Source organism: Archangium lipolyticum (assembly GCF_024623785.1).
Classification (GTDB): Bacteria; Myxococcota; Myxococcia; order Myxococcales; family Myxococcaceae; genus Archangium; species Archangium lipolyticum.
Genome location: NZ_JANKBZ010000012.1, coordinates 304,471 through 325,650 on the forward strand (window position 1 = coordinate 304,471; position 21,180 = coordinate 325,650).

Consider the following 21,180-nt stretch of genomic DNA (forward strand, 5'->3'; position numbering starts at 1 on the left):
GCTGAAGTCAGGCTTTCGTCCTCAACCTCTCCAGTCCGTCGAGGATCAGCTCCAGCCCGAACTCGAACTGCTGCACACCATTGTGGGCGCCGTCGGCCACCAGCGCGGTGAGCTCCCGCATGTAGGGATACTGCTCGGCGGGAAGCATGGGGAGGAAACCCCGCGCCGCACTCTCATACTCCGCGCGCTCCAGGGGGAAGTTCAGCTCCTGGAGCGTGAAGCCGTAGATGTGGCTGTCGATCGCGTTCCAGGCGCGATCGGCGAGCTGATACGAGAAGCCGGCTTCGCGCAGGCAGCCGAGCGTGGCGTTCACATAGCGCAACATCGCCGGCCCGATGTTGAGACGGGAGACGATCAGCATCGAGGCCCAGGGGTGGCGCAGCAACACCTCATGGGCGGAGTGGGCGCGCTTTCGTATCTCCGTCTTCCAATCGCCGCCAATCGCGGGCAGCTCGATCTGGGCCACCACCAGGTCGGAGATACCGTCGAGCACGTCGTCCTTGTTGGCGACATGGTTGTAGAGCGACATCGCCTCCACCCCCAGCTCCTGGGCGAGCTTGCGCATCGACACCGCCTCGAGGCCCCCCTTGTCGGCGAGGCGGATGGCGGTTTGCAGGACCCGCTCCCGGGTCAAGGGCGTTCGTGCTCTGGCGGGTCGACTTGACACGGCTTACACCGTAAGCATAGCTTTGGAGCGAGTCAACTTACACCGTAAGTCAGGAGAACCCGATGGAGACCATGAACGCGATCGTCCAACCCGCCTACGGCTCGACCGCGGTGCTCCGGTTCGAGCAGGTGGAGCGGCCGGCACTGGGAGATGGCGAGGTGCTGGTCCGGGTGCATGCGGCCTCGGTGAACAAGGGCGACGTGCACCTGCTCACCGGCACGCCGTACCTGGTGCGCCTGGCGTTCGGCCTGCGCCGGCCCAAGTACCGCATCGCGGGACAGGACATGGCCGGGACGGTGGAGGCGGTGGGCCCCAACGTCACCGCGTTCAAACCCGGAGACGAGGTCTACGGCCAGATGCCGGGGGGCGCCTTCGCCGAGTACGTGTGCGCGCCCGCGGACATGCTCGCGCCCAAGCCGGCCAACCTGACGTTCGAGCAGGCGGCGGCGGTGCCCATTTCGGGAATGACCGCGCTGCAGGGGCTGCGCGACGCCGGGCAGCTCAAACCGGGACAGAAGGTCCTGATCAACGGCGCCTCGGGAGGCGTGGGCACCTTCGCGGTGCAGATCGCCAAGGCATTGGGCGCGGAGGTGACCGCGGTCTGCAGCACGCGCCACGTCGACAAGGTCCGCTCGCTCGGAGCCGACCGGGTGATCGACTACACCCGCGAAGACTTCGCGCGGGGCCCGGAGCGCTACGACGTGATGCTCGATCTGGTGGGCAACCGTTCCCTCGCCGACTGCCGGGCGGTGCTCCAGCCAGGGGGCGTGTTCGTCTCCTCCGCCGGCTCGCCGGGCGGAAACTGGATCGGACCCATCGTCTGGATGCTCAAGGTGATGCTGGCGGGAATGTCCGGCAGCCAGAAGGTGACCATGCTGATGAGCAAGCCGCGGCGGGAAGATCTGCTCTTCCTCCGGTCGCTGATCGAAGCCGGAAAGGTGACTCCAGTGATCGAGCGGCAGTACGCCCTGCGCGAGACGGCCACGGCAATGGGTCACGTGGCCGACGGGCACGCCCAGGGAAAGACGGTGATCTCCGTCTGAACGCTGGCGCTACCGTTCCGCACCCTGGACGATGTGGATACCGAGCTCGACGAAGGGCCGGAGCAGCTCCTCGGGGACGCCCGGCTCGGTCGCCAGATGCGTCAGCCCGGTGGCCGGCCCGATGGCGAAGGGCGCCGCGGTGCCGAGCTTCTCGCGAGAGGCCAGGCCGACGATGCGATCCGCGCAGCCGAGCAGCACGCGGCGGACCTCCACTTCCTCGTAGTAGGGCCCGCTGATGCCACTGGTGGCATTGAGACTCCAGATGCCCAGGAAGCATACGTCGGCGGTGATGCGCCGGTAGGTCTCGATGACGTTGGCTCCGACCGCCACCATGGCCCGCCGGTCCAACGTGCCCCCCACCAGGACGACCTCGATGCCCGGGAAGCGGGCCAGCGCCGTGGCCACCGCCGGACAGTGGGTGATGAACGTCCCGGTGTGATCCGGCGGAATGGCATCCACCAGGTGCAAGGCCGTCGTCCCGCCGTCGAGGATGACGACCTGTCCTGGCGCGAGCAGCGTCGCGGCGGCGCGCGCCGTGGCGATCTTCCCCGGCACGCCCTGCTGCTGTCGCTCCTCGTACGTGGGCGCCACTGGAGAGCGCGCGACCGCCCCACCATGGACCCGGCGCAGAAGATGGGCCTCGGCGAGCTCGTCCAGATCCCTGCGGATGGTGAAACCCGACACCCCGAGCAGCTCGCTCAGCTCCCCGGCGACGACACGTCCCTCGGAGCCCAGAATCTCGAGGATCCGGCGATGGCGCTCCTCCTTCAGCATCGCGAGCCGCCCATGACTCCGTTCCGCTCGGCCCACTGCAACAACAGGATCGTCTTCGCGTCGACGATCTCTCCGGTGTCGATCATCCGCAGGGCCTCGGTGAGCGGAAGCTCGAGGACCTCGATGTCCTCGCCTTCGGACGCGAGCCCTCCGCCGGTCGAGGAGCGAGCGTCACGGGTGTAGGGCGCGGCGAAGAAGTGCAGGCGCTCGGTGACCGAGCCCGGGCTCATGAAGACATCGAAGACGGGCCGCACCTCGCCGATGCGCACTCCCGTCTCCTCCTCGACCTCCCGCCGGATCGCCGCTTCGGGGTGCTCGCCATCGAGCAGCCCCGCGGGGGCCTCGATGAGCATCCCGTCGGGGTGCCCGTTCACGTAGGCCGGCAACCGGAACTGGCGGGTGAGCAGCACCGTTCCCCGCGAGGCGTCATGGAGCAGGACGGTCGCCCCGTTGCCGCGGTCGTAGGCCTCCCGGCTCTGCTGGCTCCAGGTGCCATCCGAGCGCCGGTAGTCGAACGTCACCTTGCGCAGGACGTACCAGTTGGAGGAGAGGACCTGCACGCCGGTGATGCGCACGGCGTCGTTGCGCGAGGGCCCGTCCGAAGGGTCCCGGAAGCCTCCCGGCTCGCGCACCTGCCGCGGCGGCGTCTGTCCTCCTCCCCGTGGCAGCGCGTCGACTCCGAAGTACACCGCCCTGCCCCGAGCCCGGGCCAGGCTGACCATCTCGTCCGCCCCCGCCGAGGGGCCTCCGATGCGGAGCACGGCGTCGCAGCGCTCGATCAGCCGGCGGGCGATGGGATGGAAGATCTCGTCGAAGACGCGATCCCCGATGGCCCGGCTCCCGGCCAGTTCGATCAACGGAAGGGCCATCGCCTCGCCCGTCACCGGCAGGTGTCCCGCTCGGAAGACGTCGAGCGCGACCTCGTTCATCGCCCGCACGTTCGCGGCGATCTTCGCGGGATCATCCCCCGTTCCCGACCGATAGGGGCCGGCAACGAGCACCATCAGCGGCGCATGCTCTGTCATGGCTCGACAAAGTAGCAAGAACACAGGCAGCTTCGCAACAAAAAGCACGGATATGCACAAGTTCGCACAACACCCCTGCCCCGTACGACCCTGAAGATCTGACAAATGGCGGAGGAGTGGCTCCAGACGAAGGCACTGTTCGCGGCCCTCGTCTGGATCTCTCGCTTCAAATCCAGCACCGCGGGGCGCGCTACCAGGCGGGTAAGGTGGCCTGATTGCATCTGAAACGAGATGGCGGAGGGTGGAGGGTGGCTTCGCTCACAAACTCCAGTCGACCCTTTAGAGTCACTCGGATGACGACACGTGAACGCACAGTGAGAAAGGGACCCTTCCCTATCAGGGTCCGCATCCTCGAAGTCCTGCGGACGGCTCGCCTCGCTCCGAACATGGTGCGAGTGACGCTCGGCGGAAAGGACCTGGACGGCTTCCGGAGCGAGGGCGCGGATGACCATGTGCGGTTGTTCTTCCCTGCCCCGGGAGAAAGGATGCCAGTCGTTCCGACGGGGATGGGGCCGAGGGGATTGGAGTTTCCACCGGACAAACCGCGTCCGGCGCTTCGCGACTACACGCCCCGGCGCCATGACCCTGTCGCGGGAGAGTTGGACATCGATTTCGTGATCCACGGCTCGGGCCCTGGCTCCACGTGGGCCGCGCAGGCGAAGCCGGGCGACATGCTGGGCGTGGCCGGTCCACGCGGCTCGCTGGTGGTCACCTACGATTTCGACTGGTACCTCTTCTTCGGCGACGAGACCGCGCTTCCGGCACTTGCCCGCAGGCTCGAGGAGTTGCCCGCGGGCGCACGGGCCATCGCGTTCGTCGAAGTCGCCGACGCCTCCGCGAGGGTGCCGCTCCAGAGTCAGGCCAATCTGGAGCTGACCTGGCTGTACAGGGAGGGCGCGCGGCCCGGCACCACGAACCAGCTGGAGAAGGCCGTGCGAGACCTGGCGTTCCCTCCGGGGGACTACTTCGCGTGGGGCGCGGGCGAATCCACTGTCATGCGGACGCTGCGTCTACACCTGACCAACGAGCGCGGCATCAACAAGGCCTGGATGAGCGTCACCGGCTATTGGAAGCGGGGCGTGTCGGACCACGACCACGACGAGGAGTGAATCGAAGTGGCCCTCGCGGGCCACGGGGATTCATCAGCCCTGTTTCAGGAGGGCGCCGGACGAACGCTCTCCTGAAACGATGATCGGGCAATCCAGCCAGGGATGGGGAAGCGTGGTCATCGGGTAGTCGAAAGCCCGGCTGAGGATGTCCGTCGTCATGACGGAGCGAGGCTCCCCGAATGCAATGGCTTTCCGCTCGGCGAGCACCAGGACCTTGTCAGCGTATTGGGCGACAAGATTCAGGTCATGGAGGATGAGGAGCGCCGCGACACCTTCCCGGGTCGACTCCTTCACGAGCTGCAAGGCCTTGTGCTGATGGGCGATGTCCAGACTGCTCGTGGGCTCATCCATCAGGAGCAACCGGTTTCCAGCGGTGTCATGAATCTGGGCGAGCGCACGCGCGAGGTGGACACGCTGCTGCTCTCCCCCCGAGAGCGTCAGGTAGTTGCGCGCCTCGTACCCCGCGAGCCCGACCCGCGCCAGGCAGGCGCGAGCGATCCGCACGTCCTCCCGCGACTCCGGGCGGTGCTGCTGGTGGGGGATCCTCCCCAGCATCACGACCTCCAGGGCCTCATAGGCGAACTGGAGGTTCGTGGTCTGGGGCAACACGGCCCGTTTCCGGGCGAGCTCCGTCCGCGAGCTGCTGCCCAGGGGGGAGCCGAAGGCGAGCACCTCACCACTCTGGCTGCGCAGCTCTCCCGTCAGGTGTTTGAAGAGCGTGCTCTTTCCCGCCCCATTGCGTCCGATGACCACCAGCAGCTCGCCGGGCTCCAGGGTCAGGTGGATGCCGGACAGGAGCCGCGTCCCGCCGAGCTGGCAATGGAGGTCGCGGACTTCGAGTACCGGGTTCATAGGACGTGGGTCCTTCGCTGCCGCAAGAGCAGGTACAGGAAGAAGGGCGCACCGGCGAGCGCTGTCACGATGCCAATGGGCAACTCGGAAGGAACCACGACGGTGCGGGCGATCAGATCCGCGAGGACCAGGAGCGCGGCGCCCAGGAGCGCCGAGAGGGGCAACAGGACGCGGTGGTTGGGACCGAGCCACAGCCGGATGAGATGGGGAACCACGAGCCCGATGAAACTGATCATCCCCGAGACGGCCACTGCCGCCCCCACGCCCAGGGCCACGAACGCCACGATCTTCCACTTGGTGCGCTCCACCGAGATGCCCAGGTGATGCGCGTTCGCCTCGCCCAGGAGGAGGGCATTGAGTGGGTTCGCGAGAAACAGCATGCCCACGGCGCAGATCAGCACCAGGGGCGTGATGGTGGAGACCAGGGGCCACGTCGCTCCCGTGAGCGAGCCAAGCTGCCAGAAGGTGAGGGTCCGCAGCTGATCGTCGGTCGAGAGATAGGTGAAGAGGCCCGTTCCGGACACGCAGAGCGCGTTGATGGCGACTCCGCACAAGAGCATCATCGCGACGTTGGTCTTCCCGTTCTCCTGGGCCAGTGAAGCGATGAGGAGGATGGCCACGAGGCTTCCGGCGAACGCCGCTACCGGAAGGGTGTAGAAGCCGAGGAGCTGGAGCTTGAGGACCGTGACGGCTGACACGGCCAACGAGGCTCCGCCCGATACCCCGAGGAGCCCGGGGTCGGCGAGCGGATTGCGGAAGAGGCCCTGGAGGGCCACGCCCGCCACGGAGAGCGCGGCCCCGACCAGGACCCCCAGCAGGACGCGCGGCAGGCGGATGGCGTAGAGGACCGCCGCCTGCTGCTCCGTGAACTCGGTCAATGGAGGCAGACCGACCTGCTCGAGAAGGATGGAGAGCACCTGGGCGGGGGTGATGGGGACGGCCCCGATCCCCAGGGAGGCCACGACGCAGAGCAGCAGGAGCGGTCCGAGGACGAGCAGCCCCTTCGTCCTCTTGCCGAGGGCCGTCGTCACGTACTCGCCGGGCTGCGAGATGCGTTCACTGCTGAGGCTTGGCATGGATGGCCGTGAAGATCGCGTCAGCGAATTGGGGGAAGCGGGGACCGACCCAGCGGATGCTGTTGTCCACGGCCAGGATCTTCTTGTTCCGGCCCGCTGGGGTCAGGGCCACGCCCGGGAGCTTCAGGGCGCCGTCGACTCCGCCCACCGCTTCGAGACCCCGGTTCAACATGATGATCGCATCGGGGGACGCGAGCACCATCCCCTCCGCCGTCAGCGCCTTGGTTCCCGTGGTGAAGTCCGCGGCGTTCTGACCTCCCGCCAGCTCGATGAGCACGTGGACGCCCGTGTCCTTCCCGTAGACGAAGGCTTCTCCAGGACCATGGGCGTAGAGGAAGAGGATCCGCGGCTTCTTCTTCAACGCGGCGCTCTTCCTTCCCAGCTCCGCGCGCTGCCTGTCGAGCTCCTGGGTCATCCGCTTCCCGGCCTCCTGGACGTTGAAGAGCCGCGCGACGACCTCGATGCGCCTCTTCAAGCCGTCGATCCCATCCTTGGCGGAGTTCTCGAGGATCAAGACGGGAATCCTGGCGCTCCGCAGCTGCGAGGCGGTGGCGGGCGTCAGGTTCTCCTCCGTCGCGAGAACGAGGTCCGGCTTCAGGCTGACGATGCCCTCGACGCTGGGATGGTAGGGGTGACCGACCTTGGCGATCTTCTCCTGCTCGGGAGGGTAGGTGCCGCCCACGTCGGTTCCGACGATGGCGTCCCCCTTGCCGAGTCCGAACAGGATCTCCACCAGCGAGGAGTTGACCGCGACCACCCGCTTCGGCGGGCCCATCTCCACCGTCTGTCCGTCGACTCCCTTGAACTGCTCCGCATGGACGAGGGAGCTCACGAGAACGGAACTCATGAGCAACAACGAGAAGGCTCGACTCCTCATGACAACTCCACTCCATCCCAAGAGGCCACCGGAATTCTCTTTTACTGAGGTCTTGAGTTTGAGAATCAAAATCAAAAACCACAGAGACATCCCACTGTCGCGAGGCACCTGTCAAGGACAGGATTCAGCTCGCGAACGGGTGGGATGTACGGGTCCGGTAGGCGCCCTCCCGCGCTGCCCCATAGGTCCCGTGGCTCGGCGTCCTCAGGGACCCGAGAACACGCCGATGGCTCCGGGCGTGGTGTCGGTGCCCTGGAAGGCCACGAGGATGCGCCGCGGGCTGCTCGAGCGGTCCACCTGGATGTCCGAGATGCGCATCCAGACCAGCTCACTCGGGAGCACGCCGCTGCCGTACTTCAGCACCGTGGAGCCCTGCACGCGGCTCAGGCCGCCGCCCCAGCTCGCGCCCGCCCAGACACTGTCGTCGAGCGGGTCCGCCGCGACGGCCGATACGTAGCCCTTTCCATCGACGAGCTCGGTGGACAGCGTGCGCAGACGGGTCCCATTCGCGTCGAGCAGCGCCAGGCCCCGGCTCCAGCTCCCCACCCAGACGCTCTGGTCGCTCATCACCGCCATGCCCGACACGTTGTCATCCACGCGCTGCGCCACGGTGGGAAGGGAGGGCTCGCCCACGGCATCCGGCCAGATGTCGTAGCGGTTCCACGCGTAGGCACTGTCCTCGGTCTGGGACTGGGCCGCCCAGTAGTTGTAGCCATTGGTGCCGTAGCGGAAGCGGGTGGAACGGTTGGCACCGCCAAACCACACGTCTCCATTCGAGGCGACCGAGACGCCGTAATACGCGTCGGTGAGCAGCACCACGCCCGTCTGGGCCGAGTTCCACGCGTTGATGGCCGGATGCGCGTGCTCCTTCACCCCGGCGCAGCTGTAGTCCCAGGTCCCGGGGGGGCAGCTATACCCGGCGAAGTCCGCGCTGCCCCAGGCGAAGCCATGGTTGGCGCCGAACCAGACGCTCTTCGTCTTCGGATCGTAGGCAATGCGCCAGATGTTGCAGAGCTTCTCGCGCCCGCGCGGCTCGGCGGAGACCTTGTTGGGACCGGTGTGGAGATCGTAGTGCACCACCTGGATGCCCGTGGACGTCAGCGTCACGCGGTCCGCGTCACCGCTCTTGTAGATGCTCGCATCCGGAGTACGGCCTTCCGCGGGGGCCTGGTCCCATTCGTCCTCGCACGTGGGCATGCCCGCGGCGGGCTTCTTGCCCTCGTACCCGACGAAGGCGACGCCCGGGGGGCCTCCGGCGACGGAGATGACCTTCAGGTACTTCTCGCCCGCGGGGGCACTCCCGTCGAGCATGTAGCCGTAGGGCCGCAGGCCATCCGCCATGGTGAAGCGGCGGAACTGCGTCTGGCCCTTCTGGAGGACGAACAGCCCCTCTTCTCCACCGGCCACCCAGAGGTTCCCCCCCTCGTCGGCGCTCACGCCGAACACATACCGGGGTCCCCCCTGCGCCGTGCCGTAGAACGTCCAGCCGTTTCCACTCGGAGGGGGAGGTGGTGGGGGTGGAGTGCTGCCCGTCTCCACCGTCACGACGAGCTGAGGCCTCCGAGCGGTGTTGGACGCCTCCCGCGATTGGAACTCGGTGCCATCCGCGCCCGTGGCGATCAACGCGAGGTCCACCGTGCCATTGCCCTGGACGGCGGCGGTCACGTCCCACTCGGTCCAGGTGCTGGAAGCCACCGAGGTGACGCGGGACAGCAGGGTCTGCGTCGTGGGCTTCGTCTGGAAGGTGACAGTGCCCTCCTGCCATGCGGAGCCCGTCGTGTAGACGGCGGGGCCCGTGGTGGTCGAGCCCGTCGCGTACAGGCGGAGCCTGGCGCTGCGCACGGTGCCATCGAGCCCGCTCAGCTCGAAGCGCAGGAGGGACACGGACTCGGGTGCGGCATCCACCTTCAGCGTACTGGCCCCTCCGAAGTTCTGGGCCGGGTAGTCCTTCTCCACGCGTGCATCGGCGACAGGGGTGAAGACATACGTCCCCTCGAGACCCTGGCTCACCGTGGAGGGTCCACCCACCGTCTCCTCCGGTTCCACCACACCACCACAATGTGTGAGCAGCCCCACCCCGGTCACACACAGTCCCCACCTCGCCCAGTGCTTCAGCCTTGCCACGTTCCATCCCCCTTCGTCGAAACAGGCGCCCCGCTGACACAGGCACGCCCTCCCGGGTTGGCACTTGCATCCAGGGTGCCGGTTCCGGGGGCGACACTCCCCGAGGGAGGCAGGCCCGATGAGGGCAAACCGCTTCCTCGGGGTGGGAAGGCAGAGCAAGAACAGACCCGAATGGGGACTCTTCGCGGGAAGACGCGGCTGGTCGGCCGCCTATCAGGGCTCGGACACCTTCACCTGCAGCTTGCCGGTATTGCCTCCCACGAAGAGCTTGCGGAAGGCGGTGGGGAGATTCTCCATTCCCTCCACCACGTCCGCGCGCCACTTGAGACGACCCTCGCGCACCCAGGGAACCAGCCGCTCGTAGGCCTCGTTCGCCCGGGGGAAGTAGTCCGAGACGATGAAGCCCTCCAGCCGCACGCGCTTCATGAGGAACAGGCTGAAGTCCTTCGGGCCGGGGGTGGGGCCCGGGTCGTTGTACCCGCTGATGAGCCCGCAGAGGCTCACGCGCGCGTGCTTGTTGAGCAGCGCGTAGACGGGCTCGGACACGGCACCGCCCACGTTCTCGAAGTAGACGTCCACGCCCCGGGGGCAGGCCTCGCGCAGGCGAGCCTCCCAGTCCGGCTGCTTGTAGTTGACGGCCGCGTCGAAGCCGAGCTCGCCCGTCAACCATGCGCACTTCTCGTCCGAGCCGGCGATGCCCACCACCCGGCATCCATGAATCTTCGCGAGCTGCCCCGCCTGCGAGCCCACCGCCCCGGCCGCCGCTGACACCACCACCGTCTCGCCCGGCTTCGGCTGCCCGACCTCCATCAACCCGAACCAGGCGGAGATTCCAATGTGGCCCAGTGCCGAGAACCACGCCGGCAGGGGGATTCCCGGCGGCAGCTCTCGCGCGTCCGTGCCGTTCACCACCGAGAAGGCCCTCCAACCGCCCGGGATGCTCACCACGGCTCCCTCGCGAAGTCCCGGGTAGCGCGACGCATCCACCACGCCCACGGTGAACCCGGTCACCACCGCGCCCAGCGGTATCGCCGGACCGTACGTCTCCCGCTGCATCCGCAGCCGGGTCGCCGGCTCCAGCGACACGTAGACGTTACGGACACGTACCTGCCCTTCCCCCGGCTCGGGAAGGGGCCCCTCGCGGAGCTCCAGGCAGTTCTCGAACTCCAGGCCCGTGGGCCGGGCCTTCAGCACCCACTCGCGGTTTGTCTGCATAGGCTCCTCGGAAGCACCTTCACCATCCTCTCCTGGAGCCGGTGCCCTCGTCACGCCTACCGAGGGTCCACCTGGTGGACGGTCCACGGACCGGGGCAGCGACGCGCGTAACAGGCCCTGCATTCCTGTCCCGCGTACGCCCACCGGTCGGCAGCGGTCATGTTAAGCTGCCTCACCTCGGAGGTGGAGTGCATGAGCGGAGCCCAGCCTTCCCGGCCAGGACATGAAAGAGCCCGGCGTCAGCCGCCGCACCCGCCCCGGCGGCACGACGTACCGGAGCAGCACCTGCCCCAGGCGGGGATGGAGGTGGCCGGATACCGGCTGGAGGCCACGCTGGGCAGCGGCGGCCAGGGCACCGTGTTCCGCGCCCGGCGCGAGGAGCTGCTGTTCGCGGTGAAGTTCATCTCCCTGCCACATGCCGCCCCCTGGGCCTGGCGCGAGCTGGATGTCCGGGTGAAGCTGTGGCGCGCGGGAGGGTTGCCGCTGGAGGGTCATGGCCTGTGGCCCGCCCGAGAGCCTCGCTTCCTGTTCATCGTCACACCCTATGTGCGCGGGCAACCGTTGGACGCATGGGCCCGGGAGCACAACCCCAACGCGTTCGAGGTGGCGGACCTGGTGCGCCAGGCCGCGCGGTTGCTGGGGGTGGTGCACGCGGCCGGAGTCGTCCACCGGGACGTGAAGGGGCCCAACCTGCTGGTATACGGCGAGGGCCGGCTGACGCTGGTGGACTTCGGCGTGGCCACGTACGAGGGCGCTCCCGTGGTGACGGGTCCCATGCCGCCGGGTACCTGGCCCTATCTCAGCCCCCGGGTGTGGCGCGCCTGGCGCGGCGAGGAGGACTCGCGTGCCAGCCCGGGCGATGACCTCTGGGCACTGGGCGTGGAGCTCTACCAGTTGCTCACCGGAGGGCTGCCCTTCCGGGGAAGAGAAGGCGAGCTGGTGCACGCCATCCTGCACCAGGAGCCGAGGGTGCCACACGAGCTCAACCCGCGAGTGCCCAGGGCGCTGGGGGAGGTGTGCTGGCGCATGCTGCGCAAGCAGCCCGGGGAGAGGTACGCGGACGCGCGAGCTGTGGAGGCGGCGCTGGAGGAGGTGCTGAAGCAGGCGGACGAGGCGTGGAAGGTGCCACTGTGCGAGGCCTGGGGTCCTCACAACGCCACCACCTCGTGGCAGCAGGAGCTGGGGGGAGAGGTGGACCTGCTGGCGCTGTACGAGCGCCGGGCCTCCTATGCGCAGCGGCCGGTGAGGGGCAAGCCGCGTCCGCCAGACGAGGTGTCCACCGAGGGCGTCGAGGTGCCACCTGGGTCCGAGGTTCCGCTCACGGACGAGGATCCCACGAGGGAGACCGTGCCGCCCGCCACGCCAGCGCGACCGCGTGCCCCGGACGCGCCTGCCGTGCGCTCGCGACGGGTGCTCCAAGTCGCCGGTGCGGCGCTGGTGCTGGCGCTGTGCATGTGGCTCACCGTGGGCCCGCCGCCGCGTCTCTCCATGTCCACGACCTCACCGGTGGGGACACCCCGAGCCGTCCTACCGCCAGAGTTCTACCCCATCACCCTGGAGCCGGGTGGCAAGGAAGTGGCGCCCCCGTGGCGGCGGCTGGAAGGTGACGGCGGCGCGGCGCCCGAAGTGGCGGCAACCCCCGCGCCCGTCGCCAGCGCGACGCACTCCCAGGACACGCGCGTGAGGACACTTCGCAAGGCTCCCCAGGACACCCAGCAGCAGCCATCCAAGGACTCGGGCTCCGCGGCCGCGAAGGCGGGGGCGGCCCTCATCGGCTGCGCCCTCGCCACCGGTTGCCCCGGCCCCACCACCACGGCTGTCCGCCAGGTGCGGCCCCTGCCATCCCCCACCGAGTGCCCGCCCGACTCGGTGCAGACCATGAAGGAGCTGGGCTTCCGCATCGGCAAGAGCGAAACCGCCCTGTTCCCCAACCAGAACAGGGGAGAGGAGAATTTCGTTCCCGTGCGTGAGGGCCCGGGCACCACGATGCGAATCGTCCTGAGAGACCCCACGACGAAGGTGCCCGCGGGCACCATGGTGTCCGGGGCGCTCTTCTTCGGCACGGACCGCATCCACGGCCGCTTCACCCAACTCCACACTCCGGATGGGCATACGTACCCCGTCTGCATGGTGCTCGTTGACCGGGGCGGCGACGTGGGGGTGGGGGGCAAGCAGGTGAAGCCGGGCGAGAAGCCGGGCACCGCGCTGATTTCAGACTCCGAAGGCGTCATGCCGGTGGAGCGTTTCGAGTAGAGGGCCCGGCAGCGGACGAGGGCGGACGGAAGAGCAGGGGCGACGTAGGAGGTGCTTGTTTCCCAGAGCACTCCGGAGGTAGTACGACCCATGCCCTGCCCGCTGCCCACCGCCCCCCTGCTGCTGGCGCTCCTCGCCACGACGCCTGTCCTCGCCGAGCCCTCGTCCGAAATCTGGGACGCCGTAGCCGCTCGCCACCTCGAGCTGACAGCGGACAGCTCCGGGCAGGTGCACGAGGTGCGCATCAGCCCCGGCCTCACCACCACCCTGGTGTTCAACGCGCCGCTGCTGCGCGGAGGCGTGGTGCTGGAGGCGCGCGAGCGTTTCCGGGCAATGACAGTGGACGAGGCCACGGGCATCGTCACGTTCCTCCCTTCGGGGGCGCTGCCACCGGGGACGCAACCACTCCTCACGGTGCGCTTCGCGGATGGCGCGGTGCCGGCGAGCGTCACCTTCCGGTTGGTGGTGCACCCCACCCGGGCCGAGCCGCAGGTGAATGTGTACCGCGAGCCGCGCTCGGCCGAGTCCTTTCAACTGGAGGCGAGACAGGAGCGCGAGCGGGCCGAGCGGTGCGAAGCGTGGCTGGCGCAAACCCAGACAGAGCAGAAGAGCCCCGGAGGCATTGCCGGGCTCATCGACTCCGGGCTGGTGGGCAAGAAAGGCATCGCGGCACAGGACATCTACGACACCACCCGACAGCTTCCCGGAGAGGCTCTCAAGAGAAACAATGCTTACAGCTACCGTGCCGAAGGCCGGGTGGTGGTGGCGCTGGCGGTGGAGAACACAAGCGCCCAGTCCTGGACGGTGGACGCGGAAGGCGTGACGCTGGTGGGCAAAGGCGGCGCGCCGTTGCGGGTGCTGCGCGTGTGGCAACCGGAGCCCCTTCCTCCAGGAGGAAGGAGACGCGTGGTGGTGGAGGCGGAGGCCACGGAGGAGCAGGCCCGGGGCGCCTATGTCCTCCGCATGGGAGAGGCGAACGGGCCACGCACCATCACTCTCCGTGGCGTGACGTTCCCTTGAGAATCCAAATCAATCTCTTGTCCGCTATACTTAAAGGATCGAGGAACTTCCATACATGAAGCCGGACCTGTTCGCCGACGCACTCGTTCAACTCGTTCACTGCTACTACCCTTCCGGCCTTTGCAATGATGCTCCCCGATACAAGGAATCAGAAGAGGGCCAACGCCTCACCCGGCTGATTCAAGCCAACGTGCAACCTTCGCCAACCTGGAAGGCATTCACCCAGCGGGTCGTCCAGGAGTTCCCCGACTGCAACGTCTGGGACACGACCGTGCCCTGGCATGAGCCCTGTAACAGCGTGCGGGTCTCCCTCCCTGGCTCGATGCCAGATGCCCCCCATTACGACTGTGTCGTTTGCCTGCTGAGCCAGCTCGCGCCGGTGTATGCCCTCTACGCGTCCCACGCACAGAGATCATCGCCCCCTGAACGAAAGAGCTGGCTCCGCTTTCCACCCGTCCCCCCCGAGTTCCAGGAGCACGAGGCGAAGCTCTGCGGGCTCATCGAGTCCACCCTCGGCTTCACCCGCCTGTCCAACGAGGCGCTCTTCACCCCCGTACCGGACCTCGTCCCACGCTCGGCCAATTACGGACCCGGCGAAGCGCAGCTCATCGACTGCCTCTTCACCCCGCATCGCTGGTGAGCTGGTTCAACGAGCCGCCGCCGCTTCCTTCAACCACCGCGAAATCTCATCCGCGGCGAGCACCTCGGCCCCCTCGTTGCTGGCGCGTGTACCGAGTGCCCTGGCCCGCTCGCGAACCTCCGGACGATCGACTTCCCGGAGCGCGGAAGCCAGACGCTCCACGCTCAGCTCACGTCTGGCCAGCATCGTCCCGATGCCCTTCTCGCGCACGACGTGTCCCCAGACATCCTGTGCGAAGAAGGCCGGAACGATCACCGAGGGCACGCCCGCCGTGGTCACCGCCCCCGTCGTCCCGGCCCCTCCGTGGTGCACGACCGCCTTCACCCGGGGAAAGAGCCAGTCGTGCGGCAGGTTGTCATCCACGTACACGTCCGCCGGGAACGAGCTCCGCCCGTCCACGGTGTTGCGGTGCAGGATGCCCCGCTGACCCGTGACGCGCAGGGCCTCGAGCAGCACGTCCGTCACGGCCTTCTTGTCGTGCACGCCCCAGCTCCCGAAGCCGATGTAGACGGGAGGCGCTCCCGCCTCGACGAAGTCCTTCAACCGCGCGTCCGGCTGCTGCTGCGTCGGCAGACGCCAGCGCCCCGTCTGGGAGAACCACTCGGGCCAATCATCGGGCCGCTCCACCAACTCCCGGCTCCACGCCACCAGCACCGGCAACCGGAAGAGGAGTCCGGGACGGTGATACTCACCCAGCAGGTCCACCGGCAGCCCCTGCTCCCTCCGCCACGCGTTCACCTGGTCCCACGTGAAGAGCCCACCAACGATGTTCTTCAGGCGCGTGGTGGCGAGGTTGAGCAGCTCGTTGCGCTGCTGGAGGCGGTTGTCCGAGACGCAATGGCGCCGCGTCGGAATGAAGCCCGGATCGAAGAAGGCCTGGAAGATGGGGAGGCCGCGCCGCTCGGCGATGTGGAGCGCGGGGCTCGTGAAGGCCGCGTTGTTGAGGAGGACGTCGGCCCCCTCCGTCGCCCGCCAGAACTGCCGGAACTGCGAGGGCACCAGGCGCCTCTGCCACGACGCGAAGAGCTTCACCCCGCCCGGCCCTCCGTCGCTGCTCGCGAGGGAGTGCATCAGCTCCTCGGTGCCGTCCTCCTCCATCTCGAAGAAGTCGAGCCCGTTCTCCTCGACGAAGGAGCGGAAGGGAGCCCTCGCCGCGAGCGTCACACGGTGACCGCGGCGGATGAGCTCCGTCCCGAGGGCGACGAAGGGCTGTACGTCTCCCCGCGAGCCCCACGTGAGCGCCACGAACCGCAGGGAAGGCTTCCACTGGAAATGGCGCAGGTACTCCCTGGGCCAGAGGGTCCACTTCGATGTCGTCGTCATTCAGTACCCCGTCCCCAGGGGCTCGGGTCCGGAGGGCGCTGGCAACGAGCGCAGGCCCCACGGCTCCCCGGCACGCCAGGACACTTCTCCGGAAATACCCCACCCGGCACACACCACGTCCCGGCCCCGGAACTCCATCCAGAACACCGACTCGTCGGGCCGCGCCGCCTGGTCCAGGCAGGCCACACGCGTCGACGCCCGCCCACCGCTGGCCCCCAGCGTCACCGCGAAGGCCCGGTGCGAGTGCCCGCAGAGCACCCACTTCGGATGCACCGTCTCCACCAGCCTCCGGGTGATGGGGTTGCCAATCCAGTACGACGGCAGCGTCCGGCCCGGCGGCGGCTCTCCCTGCTCTTGCGCCCGCTGCGGCAGGCCCCTCGGCCACTCGTGTACCAGCATCAGGTCCACGTCCCGCAACGCCGCCACCTTCTCCACCTCGGGCGCGCGGAAGTACCCGGCCTGCTTCGCCGTGTCGAGCGAGCGCGGCCTCTTCAGCGGCTGCTCGTAGAAACGCGGCGCGTGGATGCCCGACAGGTACCCCACCCGCAGCCCGTGCAGCTCCTTGAGGCCCGCCCGCCCCAGGTAGTGCACGTTCGGCGCGAGCTGGAAGCCGTCCGGCGCGTCGTGCAGCGCCTCGAAGTCCTCGTTGTTCCCCGCGATGAAGTACATCGGCCGCTTCATCGCCCGCACCCCGTCCGCGTACTCGGCGAACTCGGCCGGCATGGCGCGCTTGGTCGCCTTGCGCCTCTGGTCATCCGCGTGCCGGAAGGCCTCCACGTCACCCACCGCCAGCACCAGGTCCACCGGACGGCCCCGCGCCTCCGCCAGCGCGTCGAGCCACGCATCAACGCGCTGAAAGCGCCCGTGGATGTCTCCCACACCGGCGACCAGGAGGGATTCTGGAGGCATCGTGCCTACCAACCTGCCCCGCCCCGCGCGCCCTGTCGAGTGGGTTCTCCCCGCGCTGTGTCAAATAGGAAAAGGGACGCCCCCTGTGGGAGCGTCCCTCTCCGAGATCCCGGTCCCCCGGTCCTAGCAGCCCACCGGGTAGGTGATGTCCACGGACGCCCCGGGCGGAGGCGCCGTCTCGCTGTCGAAGACGAGGGTGTTGGTGTTCCGGTCGTACACCCACCCGGTCTTCACCTCCACGCCATCCACCTTCACCACGATGCGCGAGGGGTCCGACGGCGTCTCGCTCAGCGGGAAGGTGCGGTTGGGGCCGAAGGCGTTCTCGGAGATCTTCTCCAGCGAGTCGGCCCAGTTGGGCGTGCAGATGTTCTCCACCACGCCCCCCGTGTCCTGGGCGAGCTGGATGTAGCGGCTGCCGGAGCTGCTGGCCTTGGGGCACACACTCAGGTCCCCCGGCCCGACGATGGCGGAGAAGACGACCTTGCTCCGGTCTCCCCCCTTCAGGCCCAGGAGGAACGTCTCGTAGAAGGACACCGGCTGCGGCGAGAAGTCCTCCTCGTCCGACAGCGCGATGACGGCCAGCTTGGCCTCCTCGCGCAGGAAGCCCGAGTTGCCGTCCAGCACCTGCGGGGTACGCGGATCATCCACGTTGTACACCAGGGGATCCGCCAGGGCGCGGTACATGGCCTCCAGGCCCTGCTCGTTCCAGTGGCACACGCCCACGTTGGTGTTGCGCGCGAAGACGGAGTCGGCCGCCGGCGTGGTGGGCGTGATGATGCGAGGCGACGAGTTGTCGACGGGGAAGAAGCGGCCGTTCTCACCGCCCTCGGCGCCACCGGGGCACATCGCCCAACCACCCGAGGAGCGCTCGAGGCCCGTGGTGGTGACGGCGATGTGGTAGTCCACGCCCGTGTTCGCCGCGTGCGTCAGGAAGGCCGCGAAGTTCTGACCCAGGTTCTGCTGCTCGTCCATCATCGAGCCCGAGTTGTCCACCAGGAACAGCACGTCCACCTTGGACAGCGACTGCTGGACGAACTGATCCGTCTGCTCGTTCTTGAGGACGCCCTTGCCCACCAGGCCCACGGTGTAGGGCGTGCCCGTGCCCAGGTCGAACCGCATGGCGGCGGCGTCGTCCCCATCCCCCTGGGGCTCGTACGTCACCTTCACGCGCGACACGCTGTTGGCGGCGAGCACCTGCGGGAAGAGGAAGCCGTGCGACACCTTGAAGTCGCTGGCGTCACCGTCGAGGCCCAGGCCCACGAGCGTGGTGGGGCCGGCGCACTTGTTGTAGACGACCAGCTCGCGCTCCTTCGGACCGCAGGTGAGCCGGGTGACGCCGAAGTCCAGGTTGGTGGGCTGCACGGAGAAGCACCCCTGCACACCGCGGCCGTGCAGCTGCGCCGTCAGGTGGCCGTTGCTCGGGTGGTTCACCCAGCCCTCCGCGATTCCGGAGAACTCGCCCTCCGCGCCCGGCTTGAAGCGCGCCAGCAGCAGGGCCCGCTGCCCCGGCTGGAGCACGGTGTTGCCCGTCTTGTCCGCGCGGAAGGCCTCGTCCGAGCCCTCGGCGATCTGCATCCCGGCCAGGTAGCACTCGGAGGAGCCCACGTTGCGCACCCCCACGGCGAGCGTCACCTCCGAGCCCACCGGTACGTTGCCGAACTCCACCCGGGCCGGCTCCACCCGGTACTGGCAGGGCGAGAACACCTTGCCCGTCCCCACCACCTTCACCACCTCGGTGGAGGTGCTGCGCCCGTTGAGGAGCCTGGCGACGAGCTCCGCCTCACCCCCGCCGACGCCCGCGCGTGGCATGAAGGTGATGGGCACGGTGGCCGTCTGTCCCATGGGGATGGGCAGGCTGGTGGGCGCCTGCGTCAGCAGGAAGTAGCCCCCCTTCTTGGTGTTGAGCTTCAGGTCGCTCAGCAGGACGTCGTTGCGGCAGCGGTTGATGACCTGCACGTCCCGGGTGGCGCTCATGCCCTCGGCCACCACGCCGAAGTCGAGCGGATCCGGCTGCAGCACCACGCACGAGGTGCCACCCTCGCCCAGGAGCGCCACCTTGGGCCCCGGGTTCGAGGTGCCCAGGGGCCGCACGTCCAGCTCCAGACGCGCCTCGCGCACGGGGCCGCTGGCCGTCGGCGAGAAGCCCACCCGCACCTCCACCACCGCGCCTGGAGCGAGCACGTTGCCCGAGACGGTGGGCGCGCTCACCACGCGGAAGGCCCCGCTCACGTTGTCCAGCAGGTTCACCCCGCCCCAGGACATGGGCTCGGTGCCCAGGTTGCGGATGGTGATGCGCTCCTCGGCGACGGCGCCCAGCGCCACCCGGCCGAAGTCCACCCGCAGGGGCGTCACCTCCAGCTTCGAGGCGATGCCGGCCCCCGCCAGCGTCACCACCACCGGCTCGCACGTGGGGCACACGCCCACGCGCGCCAGGCCCTGGGCCGAGCCCAGCCGCTCCGGCCGGAAGGAGAGCTGCAGCGCGCGCTGCTCGCCCGGCTTGAGCGTGAAGGCCGCTCCCGCGTCGCTGGAGCCGAACTCGTCCGCGTCCGCCCCGTCGATGTCCAGGCGCACCGGGCTCTCCACCCGGGTGGGATTGCGCACCACCAGCTCGCGCACCGCCACGGTGCCCAGCTCCACGTTGCCGAAGTCGATCTGCGCCGTCTTCACCTCCACCCACGCCTTCACACCCTGGCCCGCCACGCCCAGGTGCGCCACGCCGTCCTTGCCCGCGTTGTCGGCGTCCGTGAGCACATCCAGCATGCCCTGCACCGAGCCCTCCACGTCCGGCGTGAAGCGCACCTCCAGCTCGCGCTCACCGCCCGCCTTCAGCTCGAAGGACTCGAAGGGCAGCACCTCCACGTTGGGCAGGGTCGCGGTGGCGCCGTGCACCGTGAAGGCCGCGCGGCCCTGGTTCACCAGCCGCACCTTCATCGTCTTGGAAACACCCACCGCCGACAGGCCGAACTCGATCTTCTCGGGCGAGGCCACCAGCCCCGACTCGGCGCGATGCGACGAAGGCCGATCGCACCCCACCCCGATCAAGGCCCACAAACACGCCGCCATGCACACCCAGCGCAATTCAAACATCGAAGCCTCCCCGGATCGGCGCACACACCACCCGCGCGATCTCCAGCCACACCTGGGGTGAGGGCCTCTGCAACCTCGGGGCCTGGGGAAGCTCAGACCCCACTGACGCGACAAGTCGCGGGACTACAGGGAAAACTATTGGACCAAGAGTGGAAACGAGCAGCCCGGCGCTCGATCCACCCTGAAAAGTCTTCCGGAATGCCCACCAGGTAACGGGAAAAAACCGGGACACACAGAGACAGGAAAGGGAAACACGAACTCCCCGCTCAGGGTGAAGGTCGGGAAGCTGGGAGGAACAGGCGAGGTGCCAGGCCCGTTCCCCACAGCACGCCACCCGTGCACACCAATGCACCCACCATGGCGAGCGGCTGGAGGGGCTCGCCCAGCAGCAGCGCGCCGAGCAGCCAGGAGAAGGCCGGGGTGAGCTGGGTGGTGATGCCACCGGCGGCCGCCGTCACGTAGCCCATGGCGTAGGTGAAGATCATCTGCGCGGCCACCGAAGCCAGGCCCACGCCGAGCAGCGGCCCCAGCATGTCCCAGGTGAGAGGACGCCAGTCCTGCACGGCGAAGGGCAGGCCGAACAGCAGCCCGAAGAAACAGAAGGAGAGGAAGATGGAGGCGGCGTCGGTGTCGCCACGCAGGGCCCGCAGGGCGATGACGGCCGCGCCGCTGAGGACGGCGGAGAGCGCCCCGGCCAGGGCCCCGGTGCCCAGCGTGAGCCCCACCCCGTCCTGCACCGTGCTCCAGATGACGAGCCCCGCGCCCATCGTGGTGGCCACCAGCCCGGTGGCCAGGTACCCGTTCACCCGCTCGCCCAATATGAAGATGCCGAGGATGGCCGCGCAGAGGGGCCAGCAGGAGTTGAGCAGCGAGGCGGGCCCCACGGCGATCCGGTCGATGGCCATGAAGTAGAGGTAGACGGAGCCACCGCCGAAGAGGCCTCGCAGGGCCCACAACCCGGGCCGGCCCATGCGTGGCCGCTGCCCGGTGAGCGGGAAGTAGAACGCGAGGAAGACGAGCCCGATGGCGAAGCGCGCGCACACCACCTGTCCCACCGAGAGACGGCCCGCCACCGAGCGCGCGAAGAAGGCCATGAAGGCGAAGAGCAGGCTGGAGACGACGAGCAGGGGCGAGCCGCGGAAGCGCTCGGGGATGGGGGGCATGGCGGCGGCACCCTACTCCGGAA

General features: G+C 68.5%; 17 protein-coding genes. 5 read left to right on the forward strand and 12 right to left on the reverse strand.

What is annotated here, in order from left to right; translation table 11 throughout:
- Positions 1–7: 7 nt before the first annotated feature.
- On the reverse strand, positions 8–634 hold the full coding sequence (locus tag NR810_RS26065) for a TetR/AcrR family transcriptional regulator C-terminal domain-containing protein (RefSeq protein ID WP_257456255.1): 627 nt from the start codon (positions 632–634) through the stop codon (positions 8–10).
- A gap of 104 nt (positions 635–738) precedes the next feature.
- On the opposite strand from NR810_RS26065, the gene NR810_RS26070 reads away from it, so the two are divergent.
- Positions 739–1,710, forward strand: coding sequence for an NAD(P)-dependent alcohol dehydrogenase (locus tag NR810_RS26070; RefSeq protein ID WP_257456256.1), 972 nt, complete (start codon positions 739–741; stop codon positions 1,708–1,710).
- 9 nt (positions 1,711–1,719) lie between these two features.
- On the opposite strand, the gene NR810_RS26075 is transcribed toward NR810_RS26070, so the two are convergent.
- Entirely contained in the window at positions 1,720–2,484 is a 765-nt protein-coding gene (locus NR810_RS26075) for a DeoR/GlpR family DNA-binding transcription regulator (protein WP_257456257.1), read from the reverse strand.
- Positions 2,478–3,509: an NUDIX domain-containing protein gene (locus NR810_RS26080; protein ID WP_257456258.1), complete on the reverse strand. Its 1,032-nt coding sequence runs from the start codon at positions 3,507–3,509 to the stop codon at positions 2,478–2,480. Before NR810_RS26080 ends, NR810_RS26075 begins: the two co-directional genes overlap by 7 nt.
- A 293-nt stretch (positions 3,510–3,802) precedes the next feature.
- Here NR810_RS26080 and NR810_RS26085 point away from each other — a divergent pair, with 293 nt between their 5' ends.
- Positions 3,803–4,618, forward strand: a complete 816-nt coding sequence (locus NR810_RS26085) for a siderophore-interacting protein (protein WP_257456260.1) — start codon at positions 3,803–3,805, stop codon at positions 4,616–4,618.
- Positions 4,619–4,651: 33 nt separating this feature from the next.
- Here NR810_RS26085 and NR810_RS26090 read toward each other — a convergent pair whose 3' ends face one another.
- The 5 genes from NR810_RS26090 to NR810_RS26110 form a co-directional block, all read right to left on the reverse strand.
- Positions 4,652–5,470 carry a heme ABC transporter ATP-binding protein gene (locus NR810_RS26090; protein WP_257456261.1) on the reverse strand — a complete coding sequence of 273 codons (819 nt, stop codon included), beginning with the start codon at positions 5,468–5,470 and terminating at the stop codon, positions 4,652–4,654.
- A complete protein-coding gene (locus NR810_RS26095; RefSeq protein ID WP_257456262.1) occupies positions 5,467–6,546 on the reverse strand; it encodes a FecCD family ABC transporter permease in 1,080 nt (359 codons plus the stop codon). Before NR810_RS26095 ends, NR810_RS26090 begins: the two co-directional genes overlap by 4 nt.
- Positions 6,527–7,378: a heme/hemin ABC transporter substrate-binding protein gene (locus tag NR810_RS26100; protein ID WP_257456264.1), complete on the reverse strand. Its 852-nt coding sequence runs from the start codon at positions 7,376–7,378 to the stop codon at positions 6,527–6,529. The genes NR810_RS26095 and NR810_RS26100 overlap by 20 nt, the downstream gene beginning before the upstream one ends.
- A gap of 249 nt (positions 7,379–7,627) precedes the next feature.
- Positions 7,628–9,547: a CBM96 family carbohydrate-binding protein gene (locus NR810_RS26105; RefSeq protein ID WP_257456265.1), complete on the reverse strand. Its 1,920-nt coding sequence runs from the start codon at positions 9,545–9,547 to the stop codon at positions 7,628–7,630.
- Between the two features lie 213 nt (positions 9,548–9,760).
- Positions 9,761–10,762: an NADP-dependent oxidoreductase gene (locus NR810_RS26110; RefSeq protein WP_257456266.1), complete on the reverse strand. Its 1,002-nt coding sequence runs from the start codon at positions 10,760–10,762 to the stop codon at positions 9,761–9,763.
- A gap of 192 nt (positions 10,763–10,954) precedes the next feature.
- Here NR810_RS26110 and NR810_RS26115 point away from each other — a divergent pair, with 192 nt between their 5' ends.
- The 3 genes from NR810_RS26115 (at position 10,955) to NR810_RS26125 (ending at position 14,675) form a co-directional block, all read left to right on the forward strand.
- Entirely contained in the window at positions 10,955–13,015 is a 2,061-nt protein-coding gene (locus NR810_RS26115) for a serine/threonine protein kinase (RefSeq protein ID WP_257456267.1), read from the forward strand.
- 90 nt (positions 13,016–13,105) lie between these two features.
- Complete coding sequence (locus NR810_RS26120) at positions 13,106–14,035, forward strand: DUF2381 family protein (RefSeq protein ID WP_257456268.1); 930 nt, start codon at positions 13,106–13,108, stop codon at positions 14,033–14,035.
- 55 nt (positions 14,036–14,090) lie between these two features.
- Positions 14,091–14,675, forward strand: coding sequence for a hypothetical protein (locus NR810_RS26125; RefSeq protein ID WP_257456269.1), 585 nt, complete (start codon positions 14,091–14,093; stop codon positions 14,673–14,675).
- 6 nt (positions 14,676–14,681) lie between these two features.
- Here the strand turns inward: NR810_RS26125 and NR810_RS26130 are convergent, their stop codons facing one another.
- The 4 genes from NR810_RS26130 to NR810_RS26145 all read right to left on the reverse strand — a co-directional run bounded on the left by NR810_RS26130 (position 14,682) and on the right by NR810_RS26145 (position 21,157).
- The gene (locus tag NR810_RS26130; RefSeq protein ID WP_257456270.1) at positions 14,682–15,998 is read right to left on the reverse strand and encodes a glycosyltransferase; all 1,317 of its coding nucleotides are present in this window, start codon (positions 15,996–15,998) and stop codon (positions 14,682–14,684) included.
- Positions 15,999–16,907, reverse strand: coding sequence for a metallophosphoesterase family protein (locus NR810_RS26135; protein ID WP_257456271.1), 909 nt, complete (start codon positions 16,905–16,907; stop codon positions 15,999–16,001).
- 123 nt (positions 16,908–17,030) lie between these two features.
- The gene (locus NR810_RS26140) at positions 17,031–19,994 is read right to left on the reverse strand and encodes a choice-of-anchor D domain-containing protein (RefSeq protein WP_257456272.1); all 2,964 of its coding nucleotides are present in this window, start codon (positions 19,992–19,994) and stop codon (positions 17,031–17,033) included.
- A 266-nt stretch (positions 19,995–20,260) separates the two neighbouring features.
- Positions 20,261–21,157 carry a DMT family transporter gene (locus NR810_RS26145; RefSeq protein WP_257456273.1) on the reverse strand — a complete coding sequence of 299 codons (897 nt, stop codon included), beginning with the start codon at positions 21,155–21,157 and terminating at the stop codon, positions 20,261–20,263.
- Positions 21,158–21,180 lie beyond the last annotated feature (23 nt).

What these genes read in the sequence shown, in the direction of transcription:
- NR810_RS26135 (WP_257456271.1), bottom strand. Translation starts at nt 16,907, where the DNA reads ATGCCTCCAGAATCCCTCCTGGTCGCCGGTGTGGGAGACATCCACGGG.
- NR810_RS26070 (WP_257456256.1), top strand. Translation starts at nt 739, where the DNA reads ATGAACGCGATCGTCCAACCCGCCTACGGCTCGACCGCGGTGCTCCGG.
- NR810_RS26080 (WP_257456258.1), bottom strand. Translation starts at nt 3,509, where the DNA reads ATGACAGAGCATGCGCCGCTGATGGTGCTCGTTGCCGGCCCCTATCGG.
- NR810_RS26110 (WP_257456266.1), bottom strand. Translation starts at nt 10,762, where the DNA reads ATGCAGACAAACCGCGAGTGGGTGCTGAAGGCCCGGCCCACGGGCCTG.
- NR810_RS26090 (WP_257456261.1), bottom strand. Translation starts at nt 5,470, where the DNA reads ATGAACCCGGTACTCGAAGTCCGCGACCTCCATTGCCAGCTCGGCGGG.
- NR810_RS26115 (WP_257456267.1), top strand. Translation starts at nt 10,955, where the DNA reads ATGAGCGGAGCCCAGCCTTCCCGGCCAGGACATGAAAGAGCCCGGCGT.
- NR810_RS26075 (WP_257456257.1), bottom strand. Translation starts at nt 2,484, where the DNA reads ATGCTGAAGGAGGAGCGCCATCGCCGGATCCTCGAGATTCTGGGCTCC.
- NR810_RS26095 (WP_257456262.1), bottom strand. Translation starts at nt 6,546, where the DNA reads ATGCCAAGCCTCAGCAGTGAACGCATCTCGCAGCCCGGCGAGTACGTG.
- NR810_RS26085 (WP_257456260.1), top strand. Translation starts at nt 3,803, where the DNA reads ATGACGACACGTGAACGCACAGTGAGAAAGGGACCCTTCCCTATCAGG.
- NR810_RS26130 (WP_257456270.1), bottom strand. Translation starts at nt 15,998, where the DNA reads ATGACGACGACATCGAAGTGGACCCTCTGGCCCAGGGAGTACCTGCGC.
- NR810_RS26125 (WP_257456269.1), top strand. Translation starts at nt 14,091, where the DNA reads ATGAAGCCGGACCTGTTCGCCGACGCACTCGTTCAACTCGTTCACTGC.
- NR810_RS26145 (WP_257456273.1), bottom strand. Translation starts at nt 21,157, where the DNA reads ATGCCCCCCATCCCCGAGCGCTTCCGCGGCTCGCCCCTGCTCGTCGTC.
- NR810_RS26120 (WP_257456268.1), top strand. Translation starts at nt 13,106, where the DNA reads ATGCCCTGCCCGCTGCCCACCGCCCCCCTGCTGCTGGCGCTCCTCGCC.
- NR810_RS26140 (WP_257456272.1), bottom strand. Translation starts at nt 19,994, where the DNA reads ATGTTTGAATTGCGCTGGGTGTGCATGGCGGCGTGTTTGTGGGCCTTG.